General features: G+C 51.1%; 27 protein-coding genes and 2 tRNA genes. 13 read left to right on the top strand and 16 right to left on the bottom strand.

Features of this window, described 5'->3' with window-relative positions:
- Positions 1–10: 10 nt before the first annotated feature.
- Positions 11–241 carry a 30S ribosomal protein S18 gene (gene rpsR, locus C508_RS0100605; RefSeq protein WP_018701594.1) on the top strand — a complete coding sequence of 77 codons (231 nt, stop codon included), beginning with the start codon at positions 11–13 and terminating at the stop codon, positions 239–241.
- Positions 242–291: 50 nt separating this feature from the next.
- Here rpsR and C508_RS0100600 read toward each other — a convergent pair whose 3' ends face one another.
- Complete coding sequence (locus tag C508_RS0100600) at positions 292–1,398, bottom strand: Coenzyme F420 hydrogenase/dehydrogenase, beta subunit C-terminal domain (protein ID WP_018701593.1); 1,107 nt, start codon at positions 1,396–1,398, stop codon at positions 292–294.
- A gap of 475 nt (positions 1,399–1,873) precedes the next feature.
- Between C508_RS0100600 and C508_RS0100590 the strand changes: the two genes are divergently transcribed.
- The 3 genes from C508_RS0100590 (at position 1,874) to C508_RS0100580 (ending at position 4,270) form a co-directional block, all read left to right on the top strand.
- Positions 1,874–2,980 (top strand): HD-GYP domain-containing protein, encoded by a 1,107-nt coding sequence (locus tag C508_RS0100590; protein WP_018701591.1) that lies wholly within the window; start codon positions 1,874–1,876, stop codon positions 2,978–2,980.
- A gap of 89 nt (positions 2,981–3,069) precedes the next feature.
- Positions 3,070–3,408 carry a hypothetical protein gene (locus C508_RS0100585; protein WP_018701590.1) on the top strand — a complete coding sequence of 113 codons (339 nt, stop codon included), beginning with the start codon at positions 3,070–3,072 and terminating at the stop codon, positions 3,406–3,408.
- A gap of 103 nt (positions 3,409–3,511) precedes the next feature.
- Positions 3,512–4,270, top strand: coding sequence for a TerC family protein (locus C508_RS0100580; RefSeq protein WP_018701589.1), 759 nt, complete (start codon positions 3,512–3,514; stop codon positions 4,268–4,270).
- Between the two features lie 64 nt (positions 4,271–4,334).
- Here the strand turns inward: C508_RS0100580 and C508_RS0100575 are convergent.
- A tRNA-Lys gene (locus C508_RS0100575) sits at positions 4,335–4,410 on the bottom strand.
- Positions 4,411–4,584: 174 nt separating this feature from the next.
- Between C508_RS0100575 and bioF the strand changes: the two genes are divergently transcribed.
- Positions 4,585–5,796: an 8-amino-7-oxononanoate synthase gene (gene bioF, locus C508_RS0100570; RefSeq protein WP_018701588.1), complete on the top strand. Its 1,212-nt coding sequence runs from the start codon at positions 4,585–4,587 to the stop codon at positions 5,794–5,796.
- A 112-nt stretch (positions 5,797–5,908) separates the two neighbouring features.
- Here bioF and C508_RS0100565 read toward each other — a convergent pair.
- Positions 5,909–5,985 (bottom strand) — tRNA-Gln (locus tag C508_RS0100565).
- 136 nt (positions 5,986–6,121) lie between these two features.
- Between C508_RS0100565 and C508_RS0100560 the strand changes: the two genes are divergently transcribed.
- Entirely contained in the window at positions 6,122–6,631 is a 510-nt protein-coding gene (locus C508_RS0100560; RefSeq protein WP_018701587.1) for a hypothetical protein, read from the top strand.
- 39 nt (positions 6,632–6,670) lie between these two features.
- Here the strand turns inward: C508_RS0100560 and hydE are convergent, their stop codons facing one another.
- The 7 genes from hydE to C508_RS0100525 form a co-directional block, all read right to left on the bottom strand.
- The gene (gene hydE, locus C508_RS0100555) at positions 6,671–7,693 is read right to left on the bottom strand and encodes a [FeFe] hydrogenase H-cluster radical SAM maturase HydE (protein ID WP_018701586.1); all 1,023 of its coding nucleotides are present in this window, start codon (positions 7,691–7,693) and stop codon (positions 6,671–6,673) included.
- Between the two features lie 14 nt (positions 7,694–7,707).
- Positions 7,708–8,391 (bottom strand): LrgB family protein, encoded by a 684-nt coding sequence (locus tag C508_RS0100550; protein ID WP_018701585.1) that lies wholly within the window; start codon positions 8,389–8,391, stop codon positions 7,708–7,710.
- A complete protein-coding gene (locus C508_RS0100545) occupies positions 8,388–8,753 on the bottom strand; it encodes a CidA/LrgA family protein (RefSeq protein WP_018701584.1) in 366 nt (121 codons plus the stop codon). The genes C508_RS0100550 and C508_RS0100545 overlap by 4 nt, the downstream gene beginning before the upstream one ends.
- A 140-nt stretch (positions 8,754–8,893) precedes the next feature.
- Positions 8,894–9,361: a chemotaxis protein CheX gene (locus tag C508_RS0100540; RefSeq protein ID WP_018701583.1), complete on the bottom strand. Its 468-nt coding sequence runs from the start codon at positions 9,359–9,361 to the stop codon at positions 8,894–8,896.
- 1 nt (position 9,362) lies between these two features.
- Positions 9,363–10,211, bottom strand: a complete 849-nt coding sequence (locus C508_RS0100535) for a response regulator (RefSeq protein ID WP_018701582.1) — start codon at positions 10,209–10,211, stop codon at positions 9,363–9,365.
- A gap of 175 nt (positions 10,212–10,386) precedes the next feature.
- Positions 10,387–10,662, bottom strand: a complete 276-nt coding sequence (locus C508_RS17450; protein WP_018701581.1) for a LysM peptidoglycan-binding domain-containing protein — start codon at positions 10,660–10,662, stop codon at positions 10,387–10,389.
- Positions 10,663–10,796: 134 nt separating this feature from the next.
- On the bottom strand, positions 10,797–12,212 hold the full coding sequence (locus C508_RS0100525) for a GntP family permease (protein ID WP_018701580.1): 1,416 nt from the start codon (positions 12,210–12,212) through the stop codon (positions 10,797–10,799).
- 158 nt (positions 12,213–12,370) lie between these two features.
- Here C508_RS0100525 and C508_RS0100520 point away from each other — a divergent pair, with 158 nt between their 5' ends.
- Positions 12,371–13,627, top strand: a complete 1,257-nt coding sequence (locus C508_RS0100520) for an NAD(P)/FAD-dependent oxidoreductase (RefSeq protein WP_018701579.1) — start codon at positions 12,371–12,373, stop codon at positions 13,625–13,627.
- 161 nt (positions 13,628–13,788) lie between these two features.
- On the opposite strand, the gene C508_RS0100515 is transcribed toward C508_RS0100520, so the two are convergent.
- The 5 genes from C508_RS0100515 to kapD are packed head-to-tail and all read right to left on the bottom strand — an operon-like array spanning position 13,789 to position 16,569.
- On the bottom strand, positions 13,789–13,983 hold the full coding sequence (locus tag C508_RS0100515; protein WP_026319271.1) for a YwbE family protein: 195 nt from the start codon (positions 13,981–13,983) through the stop codon (positions 13,789–13,791).
- Positions 13,944–14,267, bottom strand: a complete 324-nt coding sequence (locus C508_RS17445; RefSeq protein WP_018701577.1) for a GIY-YIG nuclease family protein — start codon at positions 14,265–14,267, stop codon at positions 13,944–13,946. Before C508_RS17445 ends, C508_RS0100515 begins: the two co-directional genes overlap by 40 nt.
- Positions 14,258–14,599, bottom strand: coding sequence for an arsenate reductase family protein (locus tag C508_RS0100505; protein ID WP_018701576.1), 342 nt, complete (start codon positions 14,597–14,599; stop codon positions 14,258–14,260). Before C508_RS0100505 ends, C508_RS17445 begins: the two co-directional genes overlap by 10 nt.
- Positions 14,600–14,604: 5 nt before the next feature.
- The gene (locus C508_RS0100500; protein WP_018701575.1) at positions 14,605–15,954 is read right to left on the bottom strand and encodes a lipase family protein; all 1,350 of its coding nucleotides are present in this window, start codon (positions 15,952–15,954) and stop codon (positions 14,605–14,607) included.
- Positions 15,955–15,981: 27 nt separating this feature from the next.
- Positions 15,982–16,569: a 3'-5' exonuclease KapD gene (gene kapD, locus C508_RS0100495; RefSeq protein ID WP_018701574.1), complete on the bottom strand. Its 588-nt coding sequence runs from the start codon at positions 16,567–16,569 to the stop codon at positions 15,982–15,984.
- A 180-nt stretch (positions 16,570–16,749) separates the two neighbouring features.
- Between kapD and C508_RS0100490 the strand changes: the two genes are divergently transcribed.
- On the top strand, positions 16,750–17,721 hold the full coding sequence (locus C508_RS0100490; RefSeq protein WP_018701573.1) for a bile acid:sodium symporter family protein: 972 nt from the start codon (positions 16,750–16,752) through the stop codon (positions 17,719–17,721).
- 144 nt (positions 17,722–17,865) lie between these two features.
- Here the strand turns inward: C508_RS0100490 and C508_RS0100485 are convergent, their stop codons facing one another.
- Positions 17,866–18,309, bottom strand: a complete 444-nt coding sequence (locus C508_RS0100485; RefSeq protein WP_018701572.1) for a protease inhibitor I42 family protein — start codon at positions 18,307–18,309, stop codon at positions 17,866–17,868.
- A 171-nt stretch (positions 18,310–18,480) separates the two neighbouring features.
- On the opposite strand from C508_RS0100485, the gene C508_RS0100480 reads away from it, so the two are divergent.
- The 5 genes from C508_RS0100480 to C508_RS17440 all read left to right on the top strand — a co-directional run bounded on the left by C508_RS0100480 (position 18,481) and on the right by C508_RS17440 (position 25,464).
- Positions 18,481–19,863 (top strand): PTS transporter subunit EIIC, encoded by a 1,383-nt coding sequence (locus C508_RS0100480; protein WP_018701571.1) that lies wholly within the window; start codon positions 18,481–18,483, stop codon positions 19,861–19,863.
- Positions 19,860–20,957, top strand: coding sequence for a DUF871 domain-containing protein (locus C508_RS0100475; RefSeq protein WP_018701570.1), 1,098 nt, complete (start codon positions 19,860–19,862; stop codon positions 20,955–20,957). The genes C508_RS0100480 and C508_RS0100475 overlap by 4 nt, the downstream gene beginning before the upstream one ends.
- The gene (murQ, locus tag C508_RS0100470; protein ID WP_018701569.1) at positions 20,954–21,871 is read left to right on the top strand and encodes an N-acetylmuramic acid 6-phosphate etherase; all 918 of its coding nucleotides are present in this window, start codon (positions 20,954–20,956) and stop codon (positions 21,869–21,871) included. The genes C508_RS0100475 and murQ overlap by 4 nt, the downstream gene beginning before the upstream one ends.
- Positions 21,872–22,037: 166 nt before the next feature.
- Entirely contained in the window at positions 22,038–23,213 is a 1,176-nt protein-coding gene (ercA, locus tag C508_RS0100465) for an alcohol dehydrogenase-like regulatory protein ErcA (RefSeq protein WP_018701568.1), read from the top strand.
- Positions 23,197–25,464, top strand: coding sequence for a sensor domain-containing protein (locus tag C508_RS17440; protein WP_018701567.1), 2,268 nt, complete (start codon positions 23,197–23,199; stop codon positions 25,462–25,464). The genes ercA and C508_RS17440 overlap by 17 nt, the downstream gene beginning before the upstream one ends.
- Positions 25,465–25,555: the final 91 nt, after the last annotated feature.

Here is a 25,555-nt window from a genome sequence, read left to right as displayed (position 1 = left end):
GGTTTCAGCAGTGAGACGGGAAAGAGGCAGAAAACCGAAAAAGAAAATTTGCAGCTTCTGCGTGGATAAAGTGACCAGCATCGATTACAAAGATATCGTGAAATTGCGTCGCTATACCACCGAGCGTGGCAAAATCCTTCCCCGCCGCATCTCCGGCAACTGCGCCAAGCATCAGCGTCAGCTGACTTTGGCCATCAAACGGGCGCGTAACATCGTCCTGTTGCCCTTCACGGCGGAGTAAGAACTACTTATAAGAAAAACCGGCAGCGTTTACGCAGCCGGTTTTTTTATTTATACATAGTTTTTTAAAACATACTCCAGTCCGAACTGCCGGAAGTCTTCCCAAAAGCGCTCCCGCGCCAGAGGCAGAGCACCCGAGCGGCTGAGACGCTGCTGCTCCTGCAAGGATTCCGCCGCTGGCCGCTCTTCAAAGAGCAGCTCTTCCCTGCACTGCTTCAGCAACGCAGCGCCTTGCGGCGAATTGACCATCACCAACGATACGCCCATAGAGTCAAACCAGTCCGGGCGATATTTTTCAATTCCCCAGTAGTCGGCAATCGTCATATCCGAAGGCCGTTGCACGTCCGTAAAACGGCAACGAGAACAAGACGGACGGGTAATCGTCTTGACCTTAAAAAACAGCTGATAAAAGCGGTCATCTTCTCGTCGCACGGTTTCTCCGTCTATTGAAAATAAAAATCCTTTGTTGCTGTTATCACGACTCCAGCCGTCTTTTTTCGAGCGAAACTGCACATGCGTCAGCTTGCCGGTATTTTCCTTTTCCAATAGCATTTTATAGGCTTCCCATATGTACGGGCTGGGAATGCTATGGCAGATCAAATCACATACATATAGATTCAACAACTCTGGCGAGCCTTGCAAAAAAGAGCGCAGCCCCGCCGCTTGACAGGGAGTTCCCGTAAACAACACCTTGCGCCCACTTTGCAAATCGGCTTTGACCTGGACAAAGGTTTCTCCCAAATCGCTTTGGACATACTTGGAAATACGCATACGATCGCGTTGCGACGCCGTTTCCGCTCGTTTATGTATAACATGAAACGCTTCATCATAGTCTGCACCGTACACAACGCCGCCCTGCCGCAATACCGCATCTGATACAGCCGTAAAGGCGCCGCCGGAGGTTGATTGTTCCAGCACTTCCCGCGAGCGGTGACGGGCCGCATAAAAACGCGCTCGACCGGCTTCTTTAAAATGTCCTTTTTTCTCAAGCGGACAACGCAGCTTGCATACCCCGCAATCAACGCAGTGTTCCTGCTGTATATGCGGATATAAAAAGCCTTCCTCGTCCGCAATCATAGCAATCGCTCCCTCAGGGCAAAGCCGCGCGCAAGCGCCGCAACCGGAGCAATCTGTCTTAGCTTCATAGACCCTTTCCATTTGCTACACACCCTCCTCTGTCCAAGCTTAGATTTACTTAAAGGAAGCTGAATTCACCGCCGCCTGATTTAATTTTATTGTACATGGGCATTTGCTTGATGTAAATTTTAGTCTTGTCACCTTTTATTTTTGTCAGAATAGTTGTTTAATTTATTGTTTCATGGTATATTATAAGTGAACTCGCTGGCATTCCCCAAATCGAATTCCTGTCAACCCGGTGGTGTCAATCGGTGTTCGTTATCCCAGTTCTGTCGAATCCTCGTTCACCTGTCCCGTGGGTCTTCAAGGGCCGAAAAGTCGGAATGCCAAGCCTAGTCCGTGAGCCTCATGCCAGCGAGCCTCTGCTCGCCGCCTTGCCAGTCGGCAAGGCGGCGGGTTTTCTTTTTTTGGTTCAAAAGCAGGATTTTGGTCCCTTTACGCCTAATTAGTTGAAAATGTAACTCTTCCCATGTACCGTGTGAAAGGTGGACACAAAATGCTGCGGGTTTCCGTCTCACTTCTGCAACCAGGCATGATCACAGCGCACAATATTTACAATAGCGAAGGCGTGCTTTTAGTCAGCGCAGACCGCGAACTGGATGATCAATATGTTGCTCGCTTAAAAACCTTGGGCTTACGGTCCATTTATGTAAAAAATATGCTCTATAGCGGCCTAGAGCTGCCCGAAGATCTTCTGGAGGAAGACGACCGCCGCCTTTTAGTCAAGCAGGTTCAACAAGTCTATAAAACCTTTCAGGAAAACGGCCAAATTGACGTTGAGCCGTTAAAGCCGCGAATCAAGCGCCTTGTCAGCGAGATCATTCGCAATCGACACATGATGGTGCATTTTGTCGATTGCCGCACCAACGAGGACTATCTTTACGCCCACGTTGTTAATGTTACTATGATGACAGTTTTAGTCGCCGCTACTATGGAATTCAATGAGGAACGCCTGCGTGATCTAGCCATGGGCGTTATACTTCACGATATTGGCGAAATGCTAATTCCCGATGAAATACTAAATAAGCCGGCTAAGCTTACCCCTGCCGAATGGGATGTCATCCACAGTCATACCACCAAAGGCTTTGAGGCGCTGCGCAAAGTCCGGGATTTATCCATTCTCTCGGCACACATCGCTTACCAGCATCATGAAAATTTTGACGGCAGCGGCTATCCGCGCAAGCTTGCCAAAGATGATATTCATGATTACGCGCGCCTGACAGCCATTCCCAATATGTTTGACGCTCTCGTTTCTGATCGGCCTCAGCGTCGCGGCTTTCTGCCTCACGAAGCCTACGAACTTCTCATGACATTGAGCGGCCGCTATGTAGATCCAGACTATTTAGATGCATTTTTACGCACCGTGGCCATTTACCCTATTGGTAGTATTGTACGACTGGACAGCGGCGAGTTCGGCATTGTCACCAAGGTACTTCCTCGATTGCAAATGCGTCCCACCATCAGCTTGCTGGCCGATCCGAACGGCCACCCCTACCCCACTCCTTTTGAAATGGATTTGACCAAAAATTTAACTACGCAAATCACCAAAGTACTGCGCGAAGAAGAGGTACTCTATCTTAGCCGCAGTTTCAAGGGAATTTAAGTACTTTTCGAGCCGTATTGAAACCTTGTTTCATACGGCCCTTTTTTGCTACCACTCGCTCTTTGGGGCGATCAAAGGCGGTGTTCTATATGGAGTTCACTGTAAAATTCGTTATCTTCTTTCTGCTGCTTCCTTTCGCTTTTCGAAAGCTCTCCTCTAACTTAACGGATAGAATTATAGGGCTGGGCGTTTTCCCTAAAGTCATAATCGGTTTTCTTTGGGGACTGCTGACTGCCGCCCTCTTTGCATACCTTGTCGCAAACGTTGAAACGCTTTTTATGATTTTCGGCTATATGTCCGGCGCATACTGTGCTGCTTTGTCGTACAAACGAGATACCAAGACTACCCTGCTCCTAGCTCCAGCCAATATCTCCAGCTTATTCACTTATGGAGCTGTCGTTTTGGCAAGCCTATGGTTAATGCATTAGCAATTCATCACAAAAATTATCTTTGCTTCTCCAAGCCCGCAAACAAAATGATTCGTGCGGCATATTCTTTACTATTATGTTATCACCGAAAGGAGCTTATGTAATGGAATGGGCACTAAATCCTCAAGTCTGGATGGCGCTGATAACACTAAGCGCCCTGGAAATTGTACTCGGAATTGACAATATCGTGTTTATATCTATTCAAGCAGGCAAACTTCCGGTTCCCCTTCAAGAGAAAGCTCGCAAAGTCGGCCTTGCTTTAGCTATGATTATACGCATTGCATTGCTGTTTTCTTTTTCTTGGCTCATGGGACTCACCGCAACGCTTTTCACCATTTTGAACAACGAAATATCAGGACGTGACTTAATCCTTATTGTCGGCGGCTTGTTCTTGATTTGGAAAAGCACCATGGAAATCCATGAAAAGCTTGAAGGCGCCGAGGAAGATTCTTCTATACAAGCTAAAACAACCTTCAGCGCTGTAATCATTCAAATCTTGCTTTTAGACATCGTCTTTTCTCTTGACTCCATCATTACCGCCTTGGGAATGGCCGAACAACTCGGAGTCATGATTGCGGCCGTTGTTATCGCCGTTCTTTTCATGATGGTGTTTTCAGGAAAAATAAGCTCTTTTGTGGAAACTCATCCGACAATCAAGATTCTGGCTCTGAGTTTTCTGCTTTTAATCGGCGTAGTTCTCATTGGTGATGGTCTCGATATGCATATTCCGAAAGGATATATCTATTTCGCCATGGCCTTCTCTGTAATCGTCGAGATGTTCAACCTGAAAATCAGAAAGAGTCAGCCCGTTAAACTCCATCAGCCTCACTTGCCGAAAAAGGCAGAAGAACAAGGAAATTGAGAACACAGCGAAAAGCAACATAAACAAAAAAGCGCCTCTCAGAACCTGAGAGGCGCGTATTTATTGGTGACCCACGTAGGAATCGAACCTACAACCCACTGATTAAGAGTCAGTTGCTCTGCCAATTGAGCTAGTGAGTCATTATTTCATAAGAGAACTATTCCGTTTCCCTTAACACGGTCTTTATTATACGCCTCCAAAATATAAAATGCAACGTTCATTGTAAAATTTCTTAAAAGCATAGTCATTCTTCACATAAATGACTATAATGAGTTTCAGGTAAATTTTTCAAATCGTCTCGAAGGAGTATATTTATGAAGTTCATCGAACGCGTTTTAAGTTATGTAAAATCCAATGATCTATATCCGGATATGCGTGTCGTTAATGACGTACCTTATCCCAGCCTAATTATAGAAGGCAAGGAATATTTATGTTTTTGCTCCAATAATTACCTAGGGCTGTCCATTCATCCCCAGGTAAAGGCAGCGGCCATCAAGGGGATTGAGCGCTACGGCATTGGCACCTGCGAGTCCCGTATGGTAGCAGGCAACCTAGAGGTATTGGAAGAGCTAGAACAGACACTGGCCAAGTTCAAAAATCTGCCCGCCGCTATCGTCTTTATTACCGGCTTTATGGCCAATTTGGGCATTATTCCCGCCATCATGGACGATCCCGACCAGTTTGGCATTTACAATCTGCCCATGTCGGTGAGCGACAAAGACAATCTGATTATCAGCGATTTTCTCAACCACCAAAGCATTCGCGAAGGCTGCATGATTAGCCGGGCTAGTGTAAAAAGCTATATCCATAAAGATATGGACCATCTGGAAAAAATTCTGAAGCGAACAACAGCCAAGCGCAAGCTAATTGTTACGGACGGCGTTTTCAGCATGGACGGCGATATTGCGCCGCTACCGGACATTATACGCCTGGCCCGCAAATACGACGCCATGATCATGGTGGATGACGCCCATGCTACCGGCGTGCTGGGTCCTAACGGCAAAGGAACCTCCGAGTACTTTGGCGTTCAAGGACAAGTCGACATCGAAATGGGCACTATGAGCAAGGCCTTCGGCGCCATTGGCGGCTATGTCGCCGGGTCGGAAGCATTGATCCAGTACCTGAAAATGCGCGCCTCTTCCTTCATTTATACTTCGTCCATTCCGCCGGAACAGGCTTGCGGCATCCTAGCAGCCCTAAAGATCATGCAGGCAGATGAAAGCTTACGTCTCTCTTTATGGAAAAATGTCCGTCGCCTTAAAGACGGGCTTAAATCCATGGGTTTTGACGTCATCAACTCGGAAACACAAATCATTCCTATCATCATCGGTGAAGAACAAAAATGCGTTAATGTGGCTCGCTATCTTTTCGATCACGGCATCCTAGCCCCGGCTATTAAATACCCGGTGGTTAAGAAAAATGAGAGCCGCATACGCCTGACAACCATTGCTACCCACACCGATGCGGATATTGATCGCGCCCTGGAAACCTTCCACTCCATGGGCAAGCATTTTGGGCTTATTTGAAACAGAAGAAGACGGCACAAGCCGTCTTCTTTCATGTTTCAACCAATACTAAAATCGTTTTTCAAAACAACAAAAGCGCTTATTGCGAAAGCAACAAGCGCTTATTTTTCAATGGCTGGGGAGGAAGGATTCGAACCCTCGGATGCCTGAGTCAGAGTCAGGTGCCTTAACCAGCTTGGCTACTCCCCAATATGGTAGTATTAAAAACCACAGGTGTTATTGTATCCCTTTTTACATAGTACGTCAATAGAAAAATCAAAATCCGCAGGATTAAACCGTTTCAGCCCCGAATAAGTTTACAATATTTCTACAGAAAGGGGCTCCTATGAATACCACACGCAATCTTACTCGCACCGCTCTGATCGCGGCGCTGCTTCTTGCTTTTCAATCCTTGCGCCTTTTTCTCCCTCTGCCGCCAGTAGCATCGACACTGCTCATCGGCAGCCTTGTTAACGCTTGCTTGATCCTAAGCGCCGTCAGCGGCGGATATCGCGGTCTGGCGGTTCTTTCTGTGCTGGCGCCGCTTATCGCTTATTTACAGCAGCTATTGCCACTGCCGATTTTCATCCCGTTAGTAGCGGGCGGAAATTTTTTCTTCGGCAGCCTCTATCTTATGCTGCAACGCAAAGGCGCCTTGCTCAGTCTTTTTGTACCGCCGCTAGGAAAAATGCTCTTTCTTTGGGGCGGCGTTACCTTCCTTCTTTCTCTACTGGCTTTGCCGGAGCTGTTACAGCGCCTGCTGGGATTGCTCCTTAGCTGGCCGCAATTTATCACGTCTTTATCGGGGTTGCTGCTGGCGCAATTGGTGCTAAAAAGACTGAAACCGAACAATTAAACAAGAGTAGCGGGAGTAAAGTAAGGGTTTGCCTAAAGGCTAACGACGAAACCCTGCATCCGTAGCCACATAACGACCGATGGCTTGAATTTTGCCGGTGATGCAGCCCCGACAGTGCGCTGGCGTATCGTTCACACAGATTTTTCCCGGATACAGAGCGTACTGCCGTCGATAGTCTCCTTCTGTGACATTAGGCATGACTACATTGGCTCCGCGCTGCAGCGCCAGGATTCTCCCCTGGGGATTCAGCGTTTCCATGGCCGTTGTCGCCGGAATATTGCTATTGGGCAAAAGCAAACGCGTCAGCGCCATAACCCTCGTCGCGAGTTCAAATGTTCCGCCTGCTTCTTGCCCCAAGGGAGTATCGGCATTAGGAATGAAGGGCCCGATCCCCACCATATCCGCATCTAGACTTTGAAAAAATAGGATATCCGCCGCCAAAGAAGCCAGCGTCTGCCCAGGCAAACCCACCAGGCAGCCAGTACCCACTTCATACCCCAATTCTCGCAAATCTCGCAAGCACCGCAGACGATTAGCAAAGCTCATCCCCGAGTCCAACCGCTCATAGAGCGCCTGGTCGGTAGTTTCAATGCGCAGCAAATATCGGTCCGCTCCGGCTGCGCGATAACGCGCATACTCTTCGCGGGATTTTTCGCCAATACTCAAAGTAATTGCCAGCCCCAGCGCCTTGATCCGGCGCAGCAGCGGTTCCATGATCTCTAGGGTATAATACGGATCCTCGCCAGACTGAAGCACAACCGTTTTATAGCCGTAGCCGACCGCCTTAACGGCCAATTCGTAAATTTCTTCCGGCTCCATGCGGTAACGCTGCACCTGGAGGTTGTCCCGACGCAGGCCACAATAGAGACAGTTTTGCCGACAAGTATTGGAAAACTCAATGAGCCCTCGCAAATGAACGCCATCGCCCACCTGCTGCTGCCGTACGCGGTCTGCTGCTGTAAAAAGCGTTTCCGCGGCCGCTTCATCTGCAGCTAATAACTGCACCAATTCTTCCTGTGATAAAGTTTGTGTTTCTTCCGCCCGGGCGATTAATTTTTCCATAAAACAATTTCTCCTTATAGTAGCGCAAGCAATACCGGAGCCGCCAGCGACGTAAAGATGGCGGCAATCGCCATCGCCGAACTGGCCATCGCTGCAGAAGCCTCTCCTTCCAAAAGAGCCATGCCAACTCCCTGGGCATGAGCCACGGTTCCCAAGGCCAGCCCTCTGGCCTCAGGCAGGCGAATGCCGCACCACCGCAGCAACGTCGGCCCCAGAGAGCCTCCGAAGGTCCCTGTTGCCACCACAAAAGCCACAGCTAAAGCGGGGGCTCCGCCGGACAATTGCGCAATTTCAATAGCGATTGGCGCTGTCACCGATTTAGGCAGCGCAGAAATCAGCACGGCCTGGCTCAAACCGCCCGCTTTCGCCAAAAACAAAACTAAGCTCATAGAAGTTAAGGACCCTGCCGCTACACTGCTGCCGATAGCCAGCCCGTGCCGCCGCAAAAGCTCCCTATTTTTATACAAAGGAATCGCTAGCGCTACGGTTGCCGGCCCCAGCAAAAAGGTCATAAATTCTTTGGCTGGTTCGTAGGCGCTGTAAGACGTGCCGGAAAGCGCTAACAAACTGATCATCAAGATAGTACCAAACAAAACCATATTGAACAAGGGATGTCCATAACGAAAAAATAACCAACGGCTCACTATATAGGCGCCAACCGTCAACACCGTAAATGCCATAATCATTAGTTCATTCATGCTTTATTTCTCCCTTGTAGCCGCTGAAATACAAAACCGGCAACCCAAAATGCAGCCACAGCACTCACAACAATCGTTACCGTCAGCGCCACGACATGCTGGTAAAATAAATCCGCCCAATTCATCAAACCTACGGCGATCGGAATAAAGAAAAAGGTAATATGCCGCAGCAAAAAGCCCCCCGCCAGCTCTAGCTGCTCCACTTTGACCACGCCTGTCGCCAAGAGCAAAAATAACAGCACCATTCCCAGAACATTGCCCGGAATAGGCGCATGCGAAATAATCGCCGCTTGATTACCAAGCCAATAAATACACCAAAGGAAAAAAACCTGCCCGCAAAATCGATACGCTTGTTTCCACATAACTACCGCTCCTATACACCCTCTATTTCATTCTCTCTTACATCTAACAAATACTCTTATTCCATAATGACTTTCGTTTTCCTTTTTTGCCATAAAAAAAGCAGGCTGACAACGCGCCCCTCGCGTCTGTCAGCCTGTTTTTACTTGCTGCTGGCAATGCCAATATTCAATTCAAAGGAATAGCTGTCTGCATTCACTTCTACAACCAAGAATTTTCCGTTGCTGATCCGTGCCTTAAGAGCCTCACCCACAACCAAGCTCGGTGGCGAAATATCAACAAGCAAATTTTGTGAAGAAAAGTGAGTCGCCGCATTGGCGGTAATCATATTCACTAATTCAGAAATAGCGCTTTGCGCCATCTCATCCATCTGCGTTACCGGCATCCCCATCATCATGGTTGAAGCAATGCCTTTAGCCGCCTCTTCCGTAAAATTATAGGCCAGATTGCCTTGCACATCTTGTGTTAAGCCAATCAATACCGTCACGCCCCGGCCTTCTACGAATTCTTCCCCCAGGCGGATTTGCCCCCGCTCTACCGATTGAAAGCCAAGCTGAGGCAAGACCGTCGCCACGGCATCCACGAAGGGATTAATCATTTTTGCATCCATGTTATTTCCCCCCTGCGAAGCCAATGCTCATACGAATATCCCCATACGGCGTCTGCGCCGTCATAATGTAAGCATCTAGTTTTGGATTGACAATGCTAATTTTTCTCCCGCAAAGAATACTTGGCGGCGTCAACCGCAGTTCCAGCTCCCGATACGCGTTGTTTACAGAAGATACGCCATTACCACTGACAATATTCGCCAGTTCCGCCATGCCGTTCAGCATATCATCTTCCGATACTTCTTCAGTACTAAGAATCATGCGCGTTAATTGCTGCGCCGTTTGCTCGGAGCTATCCAAAATGACCCGGCCCTGCACCTTTCCGGTCAAGCCCACAATTACCGCTACACCTTGTGATAAAAATTTGCTTTCGTTGTCCGGCTCAGTCTCTATTTCGCTTTCGACGCCAACCATGTAGCTAAGATTCTCTTGCAGCGATTGTTCAAAAAAAGCCAGGTATTTTTGGCACAAAGAACATTCTTCCGCTTCTTGGCACACCTTGCGTATCAATTCCGCTAATTCTTCCGCTCGCGGCGGCTTTTGCACAAACCCTTTAATTCCGGCCGTATAGCCATTTGTCATTAAAGTTTCGTCTTTCATAGCGCTTACCATAACAATTTTGGCCGTCGGGTCCGCCGCCAGAATCGCCTTGCTGCATTCCAAGCCGTCCATATCCGGCAATGTCATGTCCATAGTTACAACATCAGGTCTCAACTCCCGATACTGTTCTATGCCTTGTCCCCCTGTATCCGCATAACCGCAAACATCAAAACCATTCTTTTTCAACAGTCCCGTCATGATTTTCTGGCTAAAAGGCGAATCATCCACCACTAAAATGCGTAAAGGCTTCATGCAGCAATCACCTCAAATTCAGCCGACTTAAGGCTGTTATTTTCCACATTATTACTTCTATTTTTTCCGAAAAAATCCTGCTAACTACTCATACTCGCTTGGCTAATTATAATAAAAAGACGGGACCTTCGGCGCACGCGCCGCGTTCCGTCTTATAGCTACTAAATTAGTTCTGTTACTCTGCATTTTTCAAAGGTATTTTTAATTTCTGCCCGGGCGTTAAAGACGCTTGCGCCGTCAGGCGGTTCAGGTCGCGAATCGCATAGATTTTTTCTCGAATGTCTTCCTTTTCCCCGCAATGCAGCGCCGCCAATTGCCACAAAGTATCGCCGCCGCGCACCGTCACTTCGGCATAGCGAATCCCAGCAGGTCCGGGACTGGATTTGACCACGGAAACCATTAAAAAGCACAGCCCTAGCAAAAGCCATGCGCAAACTTTTTTTCTATGCATACACATCGCCCCCTGAACACTTGTTCGTCTAAATTCATTCTAGCATACCTCTTTTGTTCGCACAAGTGTTCGGGGAACTTTTTTTCTTTTTCCCAAAATAGAACATGGAATAAAATACAAATTTCGAAGTTAACTCAAACGAGTCCTGTCATCAAATATACCAGCAGGCAAAGCACGGCTACCAACGGCTTGAGCAGCGTCAGCACAAAGACATCATAATAGGACTCCCGATGCGTCAAACCGCAAACAGCCATCAAGGTCACCAACGCTCCGCTGTGGGGAACTGTATCCAACCCCTCCGAAGCCAGGCATACGATACGGTGCAGCACCTCCGGCGACATCCCCAGCGAGGCGCCCCAGGCCAGCCATTCCTGCCCCAACATACCCAACGCAATGGTTAAGCCGCCCGAAGCCGAACCAGTCACGGCGGTCATCACATTCGTCGTTAGAATGGCGGAGACCAAAGGTCCGCCGCCTATCTGCAAATGAAGCAGCGCATCCTTGATAGCAAAAAAGCCAGGCAAGGCGGCAATGACGCTGCCAAAGGCATAGCCGGAGGCTGTATTTAAAATCGCCGGAATAGAGGCCATAGCTCCGGCGTTCAGCGGCTGCAGCAAGCCTCCCTGACGCCGCATTTGACGCCGGCCAACCATAGCGGCGCAAACGCTTCCCGCCAGAAGCGCCAGACAAATAGACCAAATGGCCTGCACGCGTTCTACCGAAGGGCTTAACAGCGACAGTTTCAACACCTTCATCGCCGCAAGGCTGTCCGCCGGCCAATGATAGCCCCAAGACCAGTGAAAGGGATTGCTTAAATACAAATTGACCAAAACAACAACCAACAATGGCAGCGAAGACATCCGCCAGTCTGGCAAATTCGTTTCCGTACGCTCCGGTTCATTTAGAATATGCGCGCCATAGCCTTCTCCCTGGGCCGCTAATTTTCTGTGACGCCAGGAAATCCAGCCCCAGCCCAATAAAAAATACGCCACCGCTCCCACCATCCCTAACCCAACACCCGACCAGGTCGTAGTGCCAAAAAAGGCCGTAGGAATAATATTTTGAATCTGCGGCGCTCCAGGAAGCGCAATCATGGCATAGGTAAAAATCCCCATCCACAACACTGCCGGCAGTAACCGCTTGGGTATGTCCGCCTGGCGAAATAAAATAGCGCTAAAAGGATACATGACAAAAGCCACTACAAAAACGCTCAGACCGCCGTATACAAGAACGCCGCACCCAAGCAGAACGGCCAGCACCGCCTGTTGCGGACCCAAAGAACGTACAATCTGCTTGGCTACCGCCGCCGCTAAGCCGCCATCCTCCATAATTTTCGCAAAAACAGCGCCCAGCAAAAATACCGGATAATACACCTTCACGTATTCCGCCGCTTTCGTCATATAAAGTTCACTATACACTGGCATCAGTGCGTATTCGCTGCCGACAGCCGCCAGCATTGCAAAAAAAGGAGCTACCAAGATAATAGAATACCCTCGGTACGCCGCCGCCATCAAAAGAATCAAACTAATAAAAATGAGTCCCGCTTCCAATGATTCATCTCCTAGCACCTGCAATTTTTATTCACTTCTGGATTCGCCGCCATACAAACGGGTTCCTCCTTCTACTTTTTACACTCCTAAGCAGGAAGGAGCTTACCGCGCGAAGAATTACTCCTCCATAAGAATGTCAGGCCAAAGGAGTGATGCACATGTCCAACACCACACCCCAACTGCCTCATGTCGTCATTATCGGCGCCGGCTTCGGCGGCCTCCAGGCTGCCCACCGTCTTTCCTCCTCGCCGGTCCGCATCACTTTAATTGACCGTCAAAACTATCAGCTGTTCCAGCCCTTACTATACCAAGTGGCTACTGCCGGCCTATCGGTAGACGATATCGCGTATCCGGTGCGAGCCATGGTCAAGGATTGGAAAAACGTGCGTTTTCACATGGCTGAAGTTCGCAGCATCGACTGCGCGGCCAAAACTGTGCTTACCGAAGCCGATACCCTTTCTTACGACTACTTAATCGTCGCCGCTGGCGGGGCTACTAATTTTTTCGGTCTCGCTAATGTGCAAAAATACGGCTTTGGCATGAAAACGCTAGACGAAGCCGTTAATATCCGCAATCACCTCTTGAAAATGTTTGAGTTGGCCAGTCATGAACAAAACCCAGATAAACGCCGCGCATTGCTCACCTTTTTGGTTGTTGGCGGCGGCCCCACCGGCGTCGAGTCCGCCGGCGCCCTGTCTGAACTGATGTACCATGTATTGGCCCGGGAGTATCCGGATCTCAACTTCAAAGAGGCTCGCATCGTGCTTATGGAAGCCTCGGATCGCCTCTTAGCCAGCATGTCGGAAGCGCTGCAAGAGGCAACGCGCAGCACCTTGGTACGCAAGGATGTAGAAGTACGCCTTTGTACGCAAGTAGCCGACTATGACGGCGAAAAAGTATATCTTAAAGGCGGCGAGGTCATTCCTGCGCGCACTCTGATTTGGGCCGCCGGAGTGGAAGCGGCGCCTCTTACTAGCACGCTGCAATTGCCGTTAGACCGCCAGAAACGCATCAAAGTCCGCAGCACGCTGCAACCGGAAGGTCTGGAAGATGTGTTTATCGTAGGCGACGCCGCCTGCTTTGAACAGCCAAACGGCCGACCGCTGCCCATGGTGGCCCAGGTCGCCATCCAGCAGGGACAGCACGCTGCTCGCCAAATCCACTTGCTACTGCGCGGTCAAGACGTGCTCCCCTTCCTCTATAATGATATGGGCAATATGGCCACCATTGGACGTAATGCCGCTGTCGTGCATATGGGCAGCGTGCAGTTGCAGGGTTTTAGCGCTTGGCTATTCTGGTCCTTCGTGCATATTCTGCGACTCATCGATTTTCGCAATCGCTTCATTGTCTTTGCTAAGTGGGTTTGGGACTACTTTGTCTATGACCGCACCGTGCGCATCATTACAAGGCAATAAACTAACGACCCGATGAGGAACAGCAACTGCCAAAGTCTGACTCACAGAGCACCTATATAGCAAAAGCCTGAACTCTCCAGTAGCTTAAACCGTAAAAGGAAAAAGCTTTCGTTTGCAAGCCTTGAACCTGCAAACGAAAGCTTTCTTTTTTAGCTCTTTGTTTAGCCGAGAATTTCCTGCACCCGGCCGACTATACCGCCTTCCAGGCGCACTTTAATGCCCCGGTGATGCACGGCGCTGTTCGTCAAAATATCTTTCACAATCCCTTCGGTCAATTCTCCAGTGCGTTGATGCGGTTTTTGCACCACCTTCACCCTCACTCCGGGACGGATGTCTTTGCGTTGTGTTCCTCCCATGGCCAAGCTCCTTCCTGCCCGCGCCGTTCTTCCGCAAAACGGCTTACCAAGCTTTCCTTTTCTTTGCGCGATAGCTGCTTAAGCTGCCATTCCCTTCGCTGAGCGGCGCGAAATTCTTCAAATGCTTCCCAATAAACCGGTTGCACCGGTCCCCGCCCGCGGGTATAGCGAGCGCCCTTACCGGCATTGTGCGCCGCCAAACGCCGCGGCGGATCGTTGGTCCAACCGATATAAAAGCTGTCGTCCGCGCATTTTAAAATATAGGTCCAGGCAGTTACTGCCATGTCTGCCATACCTCTGGACAATACCCCACCGTCGCCTTAGCCCCGTTGCGCACAACTGGAGTTTTTAAAAGCAGCGGGTGCTCCAACAGCTTTTCTTGTACATTATGCAAAATGTATCGCAGATTAAGACGCGCCGCTTCTTTGCCGTTTGCATCGGCCATCTTTTCCACACCGCCAACAGCTTGCGCCACAGCTCTTAATTCTCCTTTGGACAGACCGCGAATATTCAAATCAATAAAATGATACGGCATGCGGCGTTCTTTAAAATAACGCTCCGCCTTGCGCGTATCTTGGCACTTTTTCGTGCCGAAAATTTGGATGTTCAACGCCATGTTCGTTACCCCTTTTGCGGCATATCCAGCCAACGCACACCGTCTTTCGCAAAATTGCGTGTCAGATGCATCATGACTTCCAGCGGCGTCAGCTCCCGCGTCGAAGATTGGTAATCGCTGGTCGCTACCAACCGACCGTCCGCTACCCGATACACCATTTGATTCAAGGAAATCACGTGACCGTTGACTTCTTCGCGCAAGCGGTTCACTTGCACATCCGTGCGCACCAACCATTGACAGCCAGCCTGTTTTGCCGCTTCAAAATCGCCGTTCGGCGCAGCAGTCGCCGCATCCGCCAGCACATATCCCTTCAACGCTCGTTGATACTGCCGCTCCATTACTTGCTCCATAAAAGGCTGCTCCGCCTCCATTTCTTGGGGAAGTTTAAAGCTGGCCGGCACGATATACGCCTTAGGGCCTTCACCTTCGCTTCGTTTGGATCTCGCAATTTCTCCTGATTTTTCCGCCTCCCGCAAGGCCCGATAATAATCCTTCATTGCCACATCCATATAGACCGCCATGGAGTGCGGTTTTTGATGCATATAGTTTTCTTCCTGCCAACGAACTTCCTTACCAAACTGGGCATAGCCGCCGCCAATTTTTTGCACCAAAGAAGGAATCGGATCTCCATCCAACACTACTCGTTCCAATGCCAGCTTTCCTTCCGTCTCTTGCTTAAAAGCGGCATTCCCTACTGCAGGCGCTCCGAAAGTCACTACCTCCACCTGCGCCGGATTGATTCCAGCCAAAAGAAGCCGAGCGCCGCCCAAAGTAGCAACAGCGCCGCCCAAGCTATGCCCTGTCAGCAGCAGCCGTTGCGAAGGATCGCTCTGTAGGGTCTTATAGATGGGATGGCCTTCCTCGCCTGCATCAATCGCTGTTTGTACATACTGGTAGAACCCCTTATGTACCTTGGGCTTGTCATCAGGAACATTAGGCGTAGCGCCAGCTGCATTAAATTCCGCTTGTGTCGCACCGGAAAACCAAACTTTACCGAGCTTCATATCGGTTTTCACGTCTTTAAAATTTTCCGTACCAGCTACAGCCAGCGTAAGCGTAGGCTCCCAGGGATCCACTTGCAAGTTTCTCAATACAATAAAGCGAGCATCCGCCGCCGGCGTACTATAACGATATTTGGTAATTTCCCAGCCTTCTTCCTGAAGCGCCTCATTCACCAGCATGCCTAAGCGATCATTATAAGCAGCTAGCGATGCCGCCGCCGCCAGATAGACTTTTCCCTTTTCATGCACTTCATCAAGAGCCGCCCCCGCCTGCGCCACCGATACCGCCAAGAAAAAGCCCGCACCCAAGACTACGGAAGCAGCTTGCCGAAACCAGGTTTCCCGCATCCCCATGTTTCTTCACTCCTCTCATTTTCGAACCTAGACATCCATTCCCGGACGCCAGCCATCACGCAAAAGGTGCGCCAGAAGCAATCCTGTATTTTTAGCGTCATCCAGCGCCATATGGCACCACCCCAAGCGATCAATACCGCTTTCTTCCACTGCGTGCTTAAGGGAAGGAGTGCGGTCTTTGCCATAATGCTGCTTATAGGCCGCTGCCAAGTCGATATAGTCTTCATATACAAACGGATACTCCAGACCATAGCGCTTGCAATCCGTCGCCAGCACTTCTCGGTCCGAATCGCCCCAGGCGACAAAGTACGTCCGCCCTTCTTGATATAAATCACTTAGTCCTGCAAGCATTTCTGCTAGATCTACACCGCCATCCACATCGTCCTGGTTGATGATGGCAATCTCCATGCATTCCTTCGTCAAACGCGGAAAGAAACGCGGCTTAACAAACGACTGGTATTCTTCGCCTAGCGCTAATTCCGGGGCTCCCATACGCACCGCGCCCACTTCGATGATCTCCGGAAAAAACGCTCTCGGCTTGCCTACCAGTTTTTTATGTGTTGTAAATTCAAAATCAATGATTAAAAAATCCCGTCCCGCCATGTCCGCAACCATCCATGCGCCACCTTTCCCGTCTGCCTGCGTTACTTGAACGCTTTCTTCTGTACTATTGTACAGTTTTTTTTCCGCGGAGAATACCCGTCTTGTTTTTCTTTTCGAAAAAGATTAGAAAAAATGCCAAGGCCATGCTAGGATAGAGAGTACACACATACCAACGTACGGAGGCTGTATCTAATGACAAAGTGGTTATCTTTAAATGCCTGGTTAGGCAAGAGAATGTTTCTTGTCGTCGTAACTGCTTTAATTGGCGGCATTTTCTTTCCTCTCAGTGATTCTTCGTTACTCCGGCAGACAACGGTCTTGCTTTTTGCTTATATGACCTTTGTCACCGCCCTATCCACCAGCTTGCGCGATTTTCTTCAGGTACTGCGCCATCCCTGGCAGCCTTTGTGGATTTTGGCGCTGGTTCATCTCGCCTCTCCTTTCACTGCATGGATTGTAGGCCACGTTTTCTATCCTGATGAACCACTGATTCGTATTGGTTATCTAATTGGCGCTTCCATTCCCGTCGGTGTCACTTCTATTATTTGGACAGCTCTGGTTCAGGGCGATTTAGCAGTGTCTTTGGTAGCCGTGACCTTGGACACCTTTTTGGTTCCGCTTGTCTTGCCCGCTTTTTTCCACTTTGTAATTGGCGAAACCATCGAAATCAGTTATCTAAAGATGGTGGAAGATCTTTTGCTTATGGTTACGATTCCTAGTTTGCTAGGCATGCTTTGCAATGATTTCTCCAAGGGCCGCACCGCCTCTTTTGCTAAAGGCGTCGGCGGCGTTACTTCCAAGCTTTCTTTAAGCGCGGTTATCTTTATCAATTCCGCAGTTGTCATGCCGTTATTGTCCTGGAACGCGTCCACCCTAAAAGCTCTGATTATTACATTGGGCGTCGTTAGCGCCAGCTTCTTTGTCGGTTGGCTCGGTTCGCTAGCTTTGAAAGATCGCCGGGAATCAACCGTCCTTACCATGATTTATAATGTAGGCATTCGCAACAACGCCTGCGGCGTCGTTTTAGCGCTCAGCTATTTCCCCCCGGCGGCAGCTATCCCCATTACCATGTCCATCTTATACCAGCAGCCGGTAGCTACCCTTGTACCCTATGTGTACCGCTTTTTTAAGCGCTTGGGGAGTACCAAGAAAAACGGAAATTGAGATTTGAACAGGAAAATTGGAGTCATGAGAGGGCTCGCATGAGAAAGTAAAGATCCAGGCAAAACTTGCAAGCAAGCATTGCCTGGATCTTCTATGTTTCTTAGTCGTACCCTCCGGTCACTCTGGTTCTCTTGTTCGTTCTCTTTACGGTTTAACGCTGATAGTCAGCGTCCTGGTAGCGGCAACTTTGTCTGCGGCTTCCCAAGGACGGCGCAGCACAAAAGTCAGTGTTTCCGTGCCTTCCACGCCGCCGCGGGCCTGGTAGAACAAACGCTGCTGTAATGGACCGCCTGCGCGCTCCGTCAGCGCCTGAGGGCCGGAATCATGCGCTAAAACAGCATACTTCAAGTCCGCTGTAATCGGCGTGCTCCAGAGATACCCTGTACCAGCCGCCGCCATCAAATCTACTTGTACCGTCTGTCCCGCCCGCAGCTGCAGTTGCAGGCTTTCCGTACCGCCTAGCTTACCATCCCACTGCACTTGAGCCACTACAGGAAGCTCCCTCCAAGCCATGCCTTCAGCCGCCGCCACTTCAGGAAGCGTCCAAAGAAGCGCGCACAGAACAAATAACAATACTGACTTACGCATAGATACATCCTCCTCTTAGTACTAGTAGTACTCACTTTATTTCTCTTGTCTTGTTCGTTGCCCTTCTGCCAACTTCCTGCTCCGGTGCACTAAGAAACAGGAATCAGCTCCTGCGCGGCGAATGAAAGTTAAGGTCTTATTTTAAATCTACGCAAACTAAGGAGATACTGCATGACCGCCGATAAAGAACAACAACTTGCCGCCGCGTTGCTGCCCCTCTTAGGAGGAGCGGACAACCTGCTTTCCATTTCGCACTGCATGACCCGCCTGCGCATCACCGTCGCTGACGAAGCAAAGGTAGATAAGGAAAAAATCAAAAACCTCCCAGGCGTGCTAGGCTTGCTGGGCGCAGAAGGACGCTGTCAAATCGTCCTGGGCCCCGGGATTGTCAATAAGGTAACCGCCCATCTGCAGATATTACAGCAACAGCCCGCCTCTCCCAACCAGCCAGAACCACTCGCGGAAGCGCGCACACGCAAAGCGGCTCTTGATGAAAAAAACCGCACGCCTTTCAAGCTGCTGCTGCGCCGTCTCGCTGGCATTTTTATCCCGCTCATTCCCGCCATTGTCGCTTCCGGCATGGTCGCCGGCCTGACCAATCTCGCCATCCGTCTGGGCCTGCCTCCGGAACACGAGCTGGCCACGCTGCTTTCCGTAACCGGCTGGGGTCTTTTCGCCTATTTGTCCATCTTTATCGGCTTCAACGCCGCCAAGGAATTCGGCGGCACGCCGGCGCTCGGAGGCCTGGCTGGAGTTTTACTCATCAACCCGGCCATCGCTTCCATTCAATTGGGAGGCGAAGCGTTAGTTCCCGGCCGGGGCGGCGTCATCGGCGTTCTTCTGGTAGCCTGCTTTATGGCTTGGCTGGAGCGGCGTCTGCGCCGCTATGTTCCCAACGCACTGGACATCATTGTCACCCCTACGCTGACGCTGCTTATAGGCGCTTTGGCTACCTACTATGTACTCCAGCCCTTAGGCGGTTTTTTATCGGATACCATCGTCTTTGCTTTCAAAGTTTTGCTCCAGGACGGCGGCGGTTTTGCCGGCTTTGTGCTCGCCGGCACCATCCTACCTATCGTCATGACCGGCTTGCATCAAGGACTGACGCCCATTCATATGGAGTTTCTCAACACGCTCCACGAAAATCCGCTGCTTCCCATCCTCGCCATGGGCGGCGCCGGTCAAGTAGGAGCTTCGCTGGCAGTCTACCTAAAAACAAAAAATACCCGTTTGCAGCATATCATTAAAAGCGCGTTGCCTGTCGGTCTCTTGGGCATTGGCGAACCGCTGATTTTCGGCGTTACCCTGCCCTTAGGACGCCCTTTTTTCACAGCGTGTCTAGGTGCCGCCTTCGGCGGAGCCTATCAGGCGGCTATGCATACGGCTTCCATTTCCATGGGCGTATCAGGCCTGCCCTTAGCTTTTCTCATCCAACCGGACAGCCTCATGCATTATCTGCTGGGCCTAGTTATCGCCTATACCGGCGGTTTTTGCGCCACATGGCTCGTCGGCTTTGAAGATCCCGTAGAAACGTCGGAGGAGGCAGAAGCATGAAAAAGATAAAAAAAGGCATTTCTCTATTTGCCGGCATGGGACACCCCCTCGCTGACAGTTTGCAGTACCTAGAAACCGCCAAAGCAGCTGGTTTCAGTGAACTTTTCACTTCCCTCCATATACCGGAGGCCGATAACCAAACGCTGCTGGCGGAGCTAGACGCCATTTTAGAAAAGGCAAAAGAACTGGATTTTGCCGTTACCGCCGACATTTCACCGCGTACCTTCCGCTTTTTCGGCGGCTCGCTGCAAAACACCGCCGCCTTAGCTCGTTTGAGGCTAACGTCCTTGCGCTTGGATGACGGCTTCACCTGCGACGATATCGTATCCCTTACTCATGAACAGCAGTGGTCTATTTGCCTTAATACCAGTACAACTACCGCAGCAGATTTGCAGCAGCTTCTAGACCATGGCGTCTACGCTTCTCGCCTACAAAGCTGTCACAACTATTATCCTCGCCCGGAAACCGGCCTGTCCTGGCGGCTTTTCTCCGAGCGCTGCCGTCTTTTTGCCTCCCATGGCATTGAAGTAGCGGCTTTCGTTCCTTCCCTTCACAATCCGCGAGGGCCTCTCTTCGCCGGCTTGCCCACGCTAGAAGCCCACCGAACCTTGCCGGCGCAGGCGGCCGCCAAAGAACTGGCCGCCTGCGGTCTAGTGCAAGGCATTTTCTTCGGCGACCCCTTGGCGACAGAGGAAGAACTGCTGGCCGTAGGACGTGTCGAAGCGCAGCTTCTTTCACTACGCCTTCAAGTAGAGCCGGAGCTTTCCCCCATAGAACGCCTACTGCTGAATGCGCCCCATACCAATCGCCACGACCCCGGCGCTGTCTGTGTCCGCTCGCAAGAGGCCCGCGGCCTTTGCACCGAAGAGGTGCCGCCTCGCCCGGCGCAGCCGCGCCTCAAAGGCAGCGTTACCATCGACAACAGCAGCTATGGCCGTTATCAAGGAGAGCTGCAAATCGTGCTGCAGGATTTACCTGCCGACCCGCGGGTCAACGTAGTCGCCCGTATTGAGCCGACAGAACTTTTCCTGCTTGACTATCTTGAGCCAGGAAGTTCCTTCGCTTTTGAAAATTCTGCAGGAGGTACGCCATGACCATCGCCCTAGAATCACTCGCTACAGAAGAGCAAAATCGCGCCACCGCCGACATCGATCAATTAACACCGCTCGACATCGTCCGCCGCATTCATCAGGAAGACGCCGCACTCACCGCAGCCATCGCCCCGGCTTTAGAGGCCATCGCTCAAGGCGCAATGTGGATTGCCGAAGCGCTCGCCCAAGGAGGCCGCCTCTTTTACATCGGCGCCGGTACCAGCGGGCGTTTGGGCATTCTCGACGCCAGCGAATGTCCGCCTACGTACGGCACCAACCCGGAGCAAATTCAAGGCCTTATTGCCGGAGGCCCTTCAGCGGTATTCCGTTCGGTAGAAGCCGCCGAAGACCGTCCAGAATTAGGAGAAGAAGATCTCAAAGCCAAAAACCTTACGGCCAAAGATATGGTTGTCGGCATTGCCGCTAGTGGCCGGACTCCCTATGTACTGGGAGCTCTTGGCTACGCCCGCGCTCTTGGCTGCCGCACCGTCGCTTTGGCCTGCTCGCCTCACTCGCCGATCAGCGCAGCGGCGGAGCTTGCCATTACCGTAGTCACCGGCCCCGAGGTCATCACTGGCTCAACGCGCATGAAAGCCGGCAGCGCCCAAAAGATGGTACTTAATATGCTCTCCACGACGGCCATGATTCTTTTAGGCAAAGTCTACGGCAATCTCATGGTCGACGTAAAGGCCAGCAACGAAAAACTGCGGCAACGAGTGCTCCGCATTGTCCAAACCGCCACCGGCGAAGATACCGCAGCCGTCGCCGCTGCCGTCGCCGCTGCCGACGGCCATGCTAAAACCGCCATTGTCATGCTACTGGGATGCGTAGATGCGAATAAAGCCCGCATAGCTCTGGAGCAAGGAAGCGGCTTTGTTGCTAAAGCGCTGCAAGAAATACGGGGGAACGGACAATAAAACCATAGCTCTCTGTTTTCTCTGATTTTTCTGTCATTATGAAGGAATCACTTTGACCCATGTCGAAGTGATTCCTTATTTTATAGTTTTTTCTCGTAACCCTCCCTCTACTCACTCTACTCCTGTTCAATTCAATATTTTTATATTCTCAAGGAGGTTGGCCGCCATGAATAAAGACACGCAATCCCTGCTGGAGTTGCGAAAATTTGTCGCGCCGGAATTTATTTTTGGTCTAGGCGCCCGCAAACTTGTTGGGCGCTACGCCAAAAACTGCGGCGCTCGCAAAGTGCTCTTGGTGACCGACAAATTTCTCCGGGAGCATACGCACTGGATTCAAGAAATGCGCCAGCTTCTGACCGCAGCGGGCTTGGAAAGCGTTCTTTTTGATCAAGTTACGCCCAATCCTCGTTCGGCAGAAGCGATGGAGGGCGCTAAACTTTTTCAACAGGAACATTGCAACGCCATTGTCGCCATCGGCGGCGGCAGTGTCATGGACTGCGCTAAAGGCATCGGCATTGTCAGCTCCAACGGAGGCCATGTGCTGGACTTTGAAGGCGTAGACCGCATTTTACGCCCCATGCCGCCTCTTTTATGCCTGCCCACTACCAGCGGCACCGCCTCGGAGGTTTCTCAATTTGCTATTATTATGGCCGAAAACCGCCGCACTAAGATCGCTATTGTCAGCAAAGCCGTCGTGCCCGACACCGCCTTGATCGATCCAGAGCTCACCGTCACTATGTCCCCGGAGCTAACCGCCTGCACCGGCCTGGATGCGCTAACGCACGCCATTGAAGCTTATGTTTCCAACGCTAGTTCGCCGATTACCGATCTCCACGCCTTAGAAGCCATCCGCTTAATTGGCTTATCGCTGCCCACCGCCTGGGCCGAGCCAAACCACCTTGTAGCGCGCAGCCACATGCTTTTGGCCAGCCTGGAAGCCGGTCTCGCCTTCTCCAACGCCATTTTAGGCGCAGTCCACGCCATGGCTCACAGCCTAGGCGGTTTTTTAGACCTGCCTCATGGCGAATGCAACGCCATTTTACTAGCGCCGGTCATTCGCAGCAATATGGAAGTCTGCCCGGAACGTTACCAGCAAATCGCTCTTGCTCTGCAGCTTCCCGTAGCGGATCTGTCTCCCCAAGAAAGCGGCCATCTCCTCTGCAGCTATATCGAAGACCTCCGCCGCCGCTTAGGCGTCAGCCGGACGTTAGGCGACTTAGGCGTAAAAAAAGAACATTTGCCGCTTTTAGCCGAACATGCCAGCAATGACGCCTGTCTTGCCACCAACCCCCGTGATTTGACGCTGGAAGAGCTGGAGGCTATTTATGAACAGGCGCTCTGAAGACCACAACAAATTCACCCGCGAACTTTTGATTGGCTTAGGCGAAGACTCGCTGCGCAAGAACTATTATCCCGAACTTCAAGCGCGCATGGCGGATCTGGAGCGCTTTCGTTTGCTTCTTGATCAAGCGCATGACGCTATTTTCCTAGTAGACCGCGCCAGTCATCTTATTCTTGACGCCAATGCCGCCGCCCGCAATTGCGCCGGCGCTCAGGAAGTGGTAGGCGCTCCCATCCAAAACTGGCTAGATCTAGAACTCCCGGAAAACATGACGCCGGATACGCCGGTGGAATTAATCGCCAAAACCCAGGAATGTTTGCTGCAATGCTGCGGCAATAAAGAAGTGCCCGTGGAAATCACCCTTACCTGGGTACAGTTGCCCACCCAAGACGTGCTGGTCATCGTCGCCCGCGACATCACCCGGCACAAACAAGACAAACAGCACCTTTCCGACGTATATGAAGAGCTGCAGGCTAATTACGAGGAGCTGGAATCCCTCTATACTCAACTGTCACAAGCTGAAGACGAGCTAAAATTGAAAGTGCGCGAACTGGAAAGCAGCCAAGCCTCACTGCGTGAGAGCGAAGATCGCTATCGTTTAGCCATGGCCGGTTCGAACGACGCCATCTGGGATTGGGATCTTGTACGCAAACAGGTCGTTGTTTCGCCGCATTGGGCGGAGCGCATAGGCTTCCCTTCGGTAGCCTATGAAGACAGCATTCAGCGCTGGCTGCAACATATTCATCCCGAAGATCTGCCAGGACGGCGACAAGCGATGCGGCAGCATTTACTAAAGCAGAGCTCTTATTTTTCATTCGAGTACCGCTTTCGCCTGCCGAATGGACGTTATTGTTGGGTTTTAGAACGAGGCAAAGCGCTCTTTGACGAACAAAACAAGCCCCTGCGCATGTGCGGCTCCTACACAGACATTACGTCTCGTAAAAAGCAGGAGGAACGCATCCGTCACATGGCCTATCACGATACCCTGACCAATTTGCCAAACCGCGCCAGTCTTCTAGAAAAGTTAACCGAGCTGCTGCCGCAGCAGCTCGGCGAAAAGCGACACACTCTATTTCTTTTCGACCTGGATAATTTCAAGTTCATCAACAATTCCTGGGGCCATGCCTGCGGTGATGATGTTCTGTTAGAAGTGGCGCACCGCCTGCAAAGTTTGCTGCCGACCGAAGCTATGACCACCCGTCTGGGCGGCGATGAATTTACGGTTTTACTCGGCCCCTTAACAACACGCGAAGTAGATGAATGGGCGCAGCGCATTCTCGATCTTTGCAGCCGTCCGCTCATTGTCCGCGGCACCTCTTTGCCGCTGTCCGCCAGTCTAGGCATATGTCCTTTAAATAACGATCTGTCTGCGGACGATGTGCTGCGCAACGCCGACACCGCCCTCAACCGCGCCAAAAGCGCCGGCAAAAAAACCTGGCGTCTTTATGAGCCTGCCATGCAGGAGGCCATGATCCGGCGTATTCAATTGGAAAGCCAGTTGCACCAGGCTTTGACCGCCAGGCAGTTTCTCCTTTATTTCCAGCCCCAATTGGACCTGCCCAGCGGTCAAGTCACTGCCTTTGAAGCCCTCATCCGCTGGCAACATCCGGAACGGGGCTTGGTCTCGCCGCTGGAATTCATCCCCCTCGCCGAAGAAACAGGCCTGATCCTGCCGATCGGCGAATGGGTGCTGCGCAGCGCCTGCCGATTCTTGCGGCAGCGATCGCCGCAAGGGGCGCCGATCCGAGTAGCGGTCAATATTTCCGGCCGCCAACTTATGCAGACCGATTTCACGCAGCGGGTCCGGCGTATTTTAGCGGAAGAAAACATTCCCCCTGAGTGGCTGGAGCTAGAATTGACGGAATCCATTCTCATGGAATCCTTTGACGAGCACGTCTTAAAACTGCAAGAGCTGCGTGAGACTGGCTTGAGCATTTCCCTGGACGATTTTGGCACCGGTTATTCCTCTTTAACCTATCTTAATCAACTGCCCATTGACCGTCTCAAGCTGGATAAAACCTTTTTGCAAAAACATCATACCGAGCAAAATCAAGCGATTGTTCGCGCCATGATTCGCCTGGCGCACGACATGAAGCTCTCCGTTGTCGCGGAAGGCGTAGAAACGGAAGAACAATTCCAGCGTCTTTGCGCCATGGGCTGCGATTTGATTCAAGGCTATCTTCTCGCCAAACCGCTCCCGGCGGAAGAGGCCTTAGCCTTTTCCCCGCCTCCGTCATTATTGAATGGTTAGCATCCTTCTATCATGGTGCAACGATGTCCATTGCCGCTTCCCTGTGTCTACCGTATGATAAAGGTACTCGCTGGTTTGCTGCGCCCCCTGT

This window comes from Anaeromusa acidaminophila DSM 3853 (assembly GCF_000374545.1).
Taxonomy (GTDB): domain Bacteria; phylum Bacillota; class Negativicutes; order Anaeromusales; family Anaeromusaceae; genus Anaeromusa; species Anaeromusa acidaminophila.
Note: the sequence above shows the minus strand (reverse complement) of the source record. Positions and strands in the feature narration are given on the sequence as shown.

Excerpts from the sequence above, each read along its gene's own strand:
- C508_RS0100600 (WP_018701593.1), bottom strand. The coding sequence starts at position 1,398 with ATGGAAAGGGTCTATGAAGCTAAGACAGATTGCTCCGGTTGCGGCGCT.
- C508_RS0100590 (WP_018701591.1), top strand. The coding sequence starts at position 1,874 with ATGCTGCGGGTTTCCGTCTCACTTCTGCAACCAGGCATGATCACAGCG.
- C508_RS0100585 (WP_018701590.1), top strand. The coding sequence starts at position 3,070 with ATGGAGTTCACTGTAAAATTCGTTATCTTCTTTCTGCTGCTTCCTTTC.
- C508_RS0100580 (WP_018701589.1), top strand. The coding sequence starts at position 3,512 with ATGGAATGGGCACTAAATCCTCAAGTCTGGATGGCGCTGATAACACTA.
- bioF (WP_018701588.1), top strand. The coding sequence starts at position 4,585 with ATGAAGTTCATCGAACGCGTTTTAAGTTATGTAAAATCCAATGATCTA.
- C508_RS0100560 (WP_018701587.1), top strand. The coding sequence starts at position 6,122 with ATGAATACCACACGCAATCTTACTCGCACCGCTCTGATCGCGGCGCTG.
- hydE (WP_018701586.1), bottom strand. The coding sequence starts at position 7,693 with ATGGAAAAATTAATCGCCCGGGCGGAAGAAACACAAACTTTATCACAG.
- C508_RS0100550 (WP_018701585.1), bottom strand. The coding sequence starts at position 8,391 with ATGAATGAACTAATGATTATGGCATTTACGGTGTTGACGGTTGGCGCC.
- C508_RS0100545 (WP_018701584.1), bottom strand. The coding sequence starts at position 8,753 with ATGTGGAAACAAGCGTATCGATTTTGCGGGCAGGTTTTTTTCCTTTGG.
- C508_RS0100540 (WP_018701583.1), bottom strand. The coding sequence starts at position 9,361 with ATGGATGCAAAAATGATTAATCCCTTCGTGGATGCCGTGGCGACGGTC.
- C508_RS0100535 (WP_018701582.1), bottom strand. The coding sequence starts at position 10,211 with ATGAAGCCTTTACGCATTTTAGTGGTGGATGATTCGCCTTTTAGCCAG.
- C508_RS17450 (WP_018701581.1), bottom strand. The coding sequence starts at position 10,662 with ATGCATAGAAAAAAAGTTTGCGCATGGCTTTTGCTAGGGCTGTGCTTT.
- C508_RS0100520 (WP_018701579.1), top strand. The coding sequence starts at position 12,371 with ATGTCCAACACCACACCCCAACTGCCTCATGTCGTCATTATCGGCGCC.
- C508_RS0100515 (WP_026319271.1), bottom strand. The coding sequence starts at position 13,983 with ATGGGAGGAACACAACGCAAAGACATCCGTCCCGGAGTGAGGGTGAAG.
- C508_RS17445 (WP_018701577.1), bottom strand. The coding sequence starts at position 14,267 with ATGGCAGTAACTGCCTGGACCTATATTTTAAAATGCGCGGACGACAGC.
- C508_RS0100505 (WP_018701576.1), bottom strand. The coding sequence starts at position 14,599 with ATGGCGTTGAACATCCAAATTTTCGGCACGAAAAAGTGCCAAGATACG.
- C508_RS0100500 (WP_018701575.1), bottom strand. The coding sequence starts at position 15,954 with ATGGGGATGCGGGAAACCTGGTTTCGGCAAGCTGCTTCCGTAGTCTTG.
- kapD (WP_018701574.1), bottom strand. The coding sequence starts at position 16,569 with ATGGTTGCGGACATGGCGGGACGGGATTTTTTAATCATTGATTTTGAA.
- C508_RS0100490 (WP_018701573.1), top strand. The coding sequence starts at position 16,750 with ATGACAAAGTGGTTATCTTTAAATGCCTGGTTAGGCAAGAGAATGTTT.
- C508_RS0100485 (WP_018701572.1), bottom strand. The coding sequence starts at position 18,309 with ATGCGTAAGTCAGTATTGTTATTTGTTCTGTGCGCGCTTCTTTGGACG.
- C508_RS0100480 (WP_018701571.1), top strand. The coding sequence starts at position 18,481 with ATGACCGCCGATAAAGAACAACAACTTGCCGCCGCGTTGCTGCCCCTC.
- C508_RS0100475 (WP_018701570.1), top strand. The coding sequence starts at position 19,860 with ATGAAAAAGATAAAAAAAGGCATTTCTCTATTTGCCGGCATGGGACAC.
- murQ (WP_018701569.1), top strand. The coding sequence starts at position 20,954 with ATGACCATCGCCCTAGAATCACTCGCTACAGAAGAGCAAAATCGCGCC.
- ercA (WP_018701568.1), top strand. The coding sequence starts at position 22,038 with ATGAATAAAGACACGCAATCCCTGCTGGAGTTGCGAAAATTTGTCGCG.
- C508_RS17440 (WP_018701567.1), top strand. The coding sequence starts at position 23,197 with ATGAACAGGCGCTCTGAAGACCACAACAAATTCACCCGCGAACTTTTG.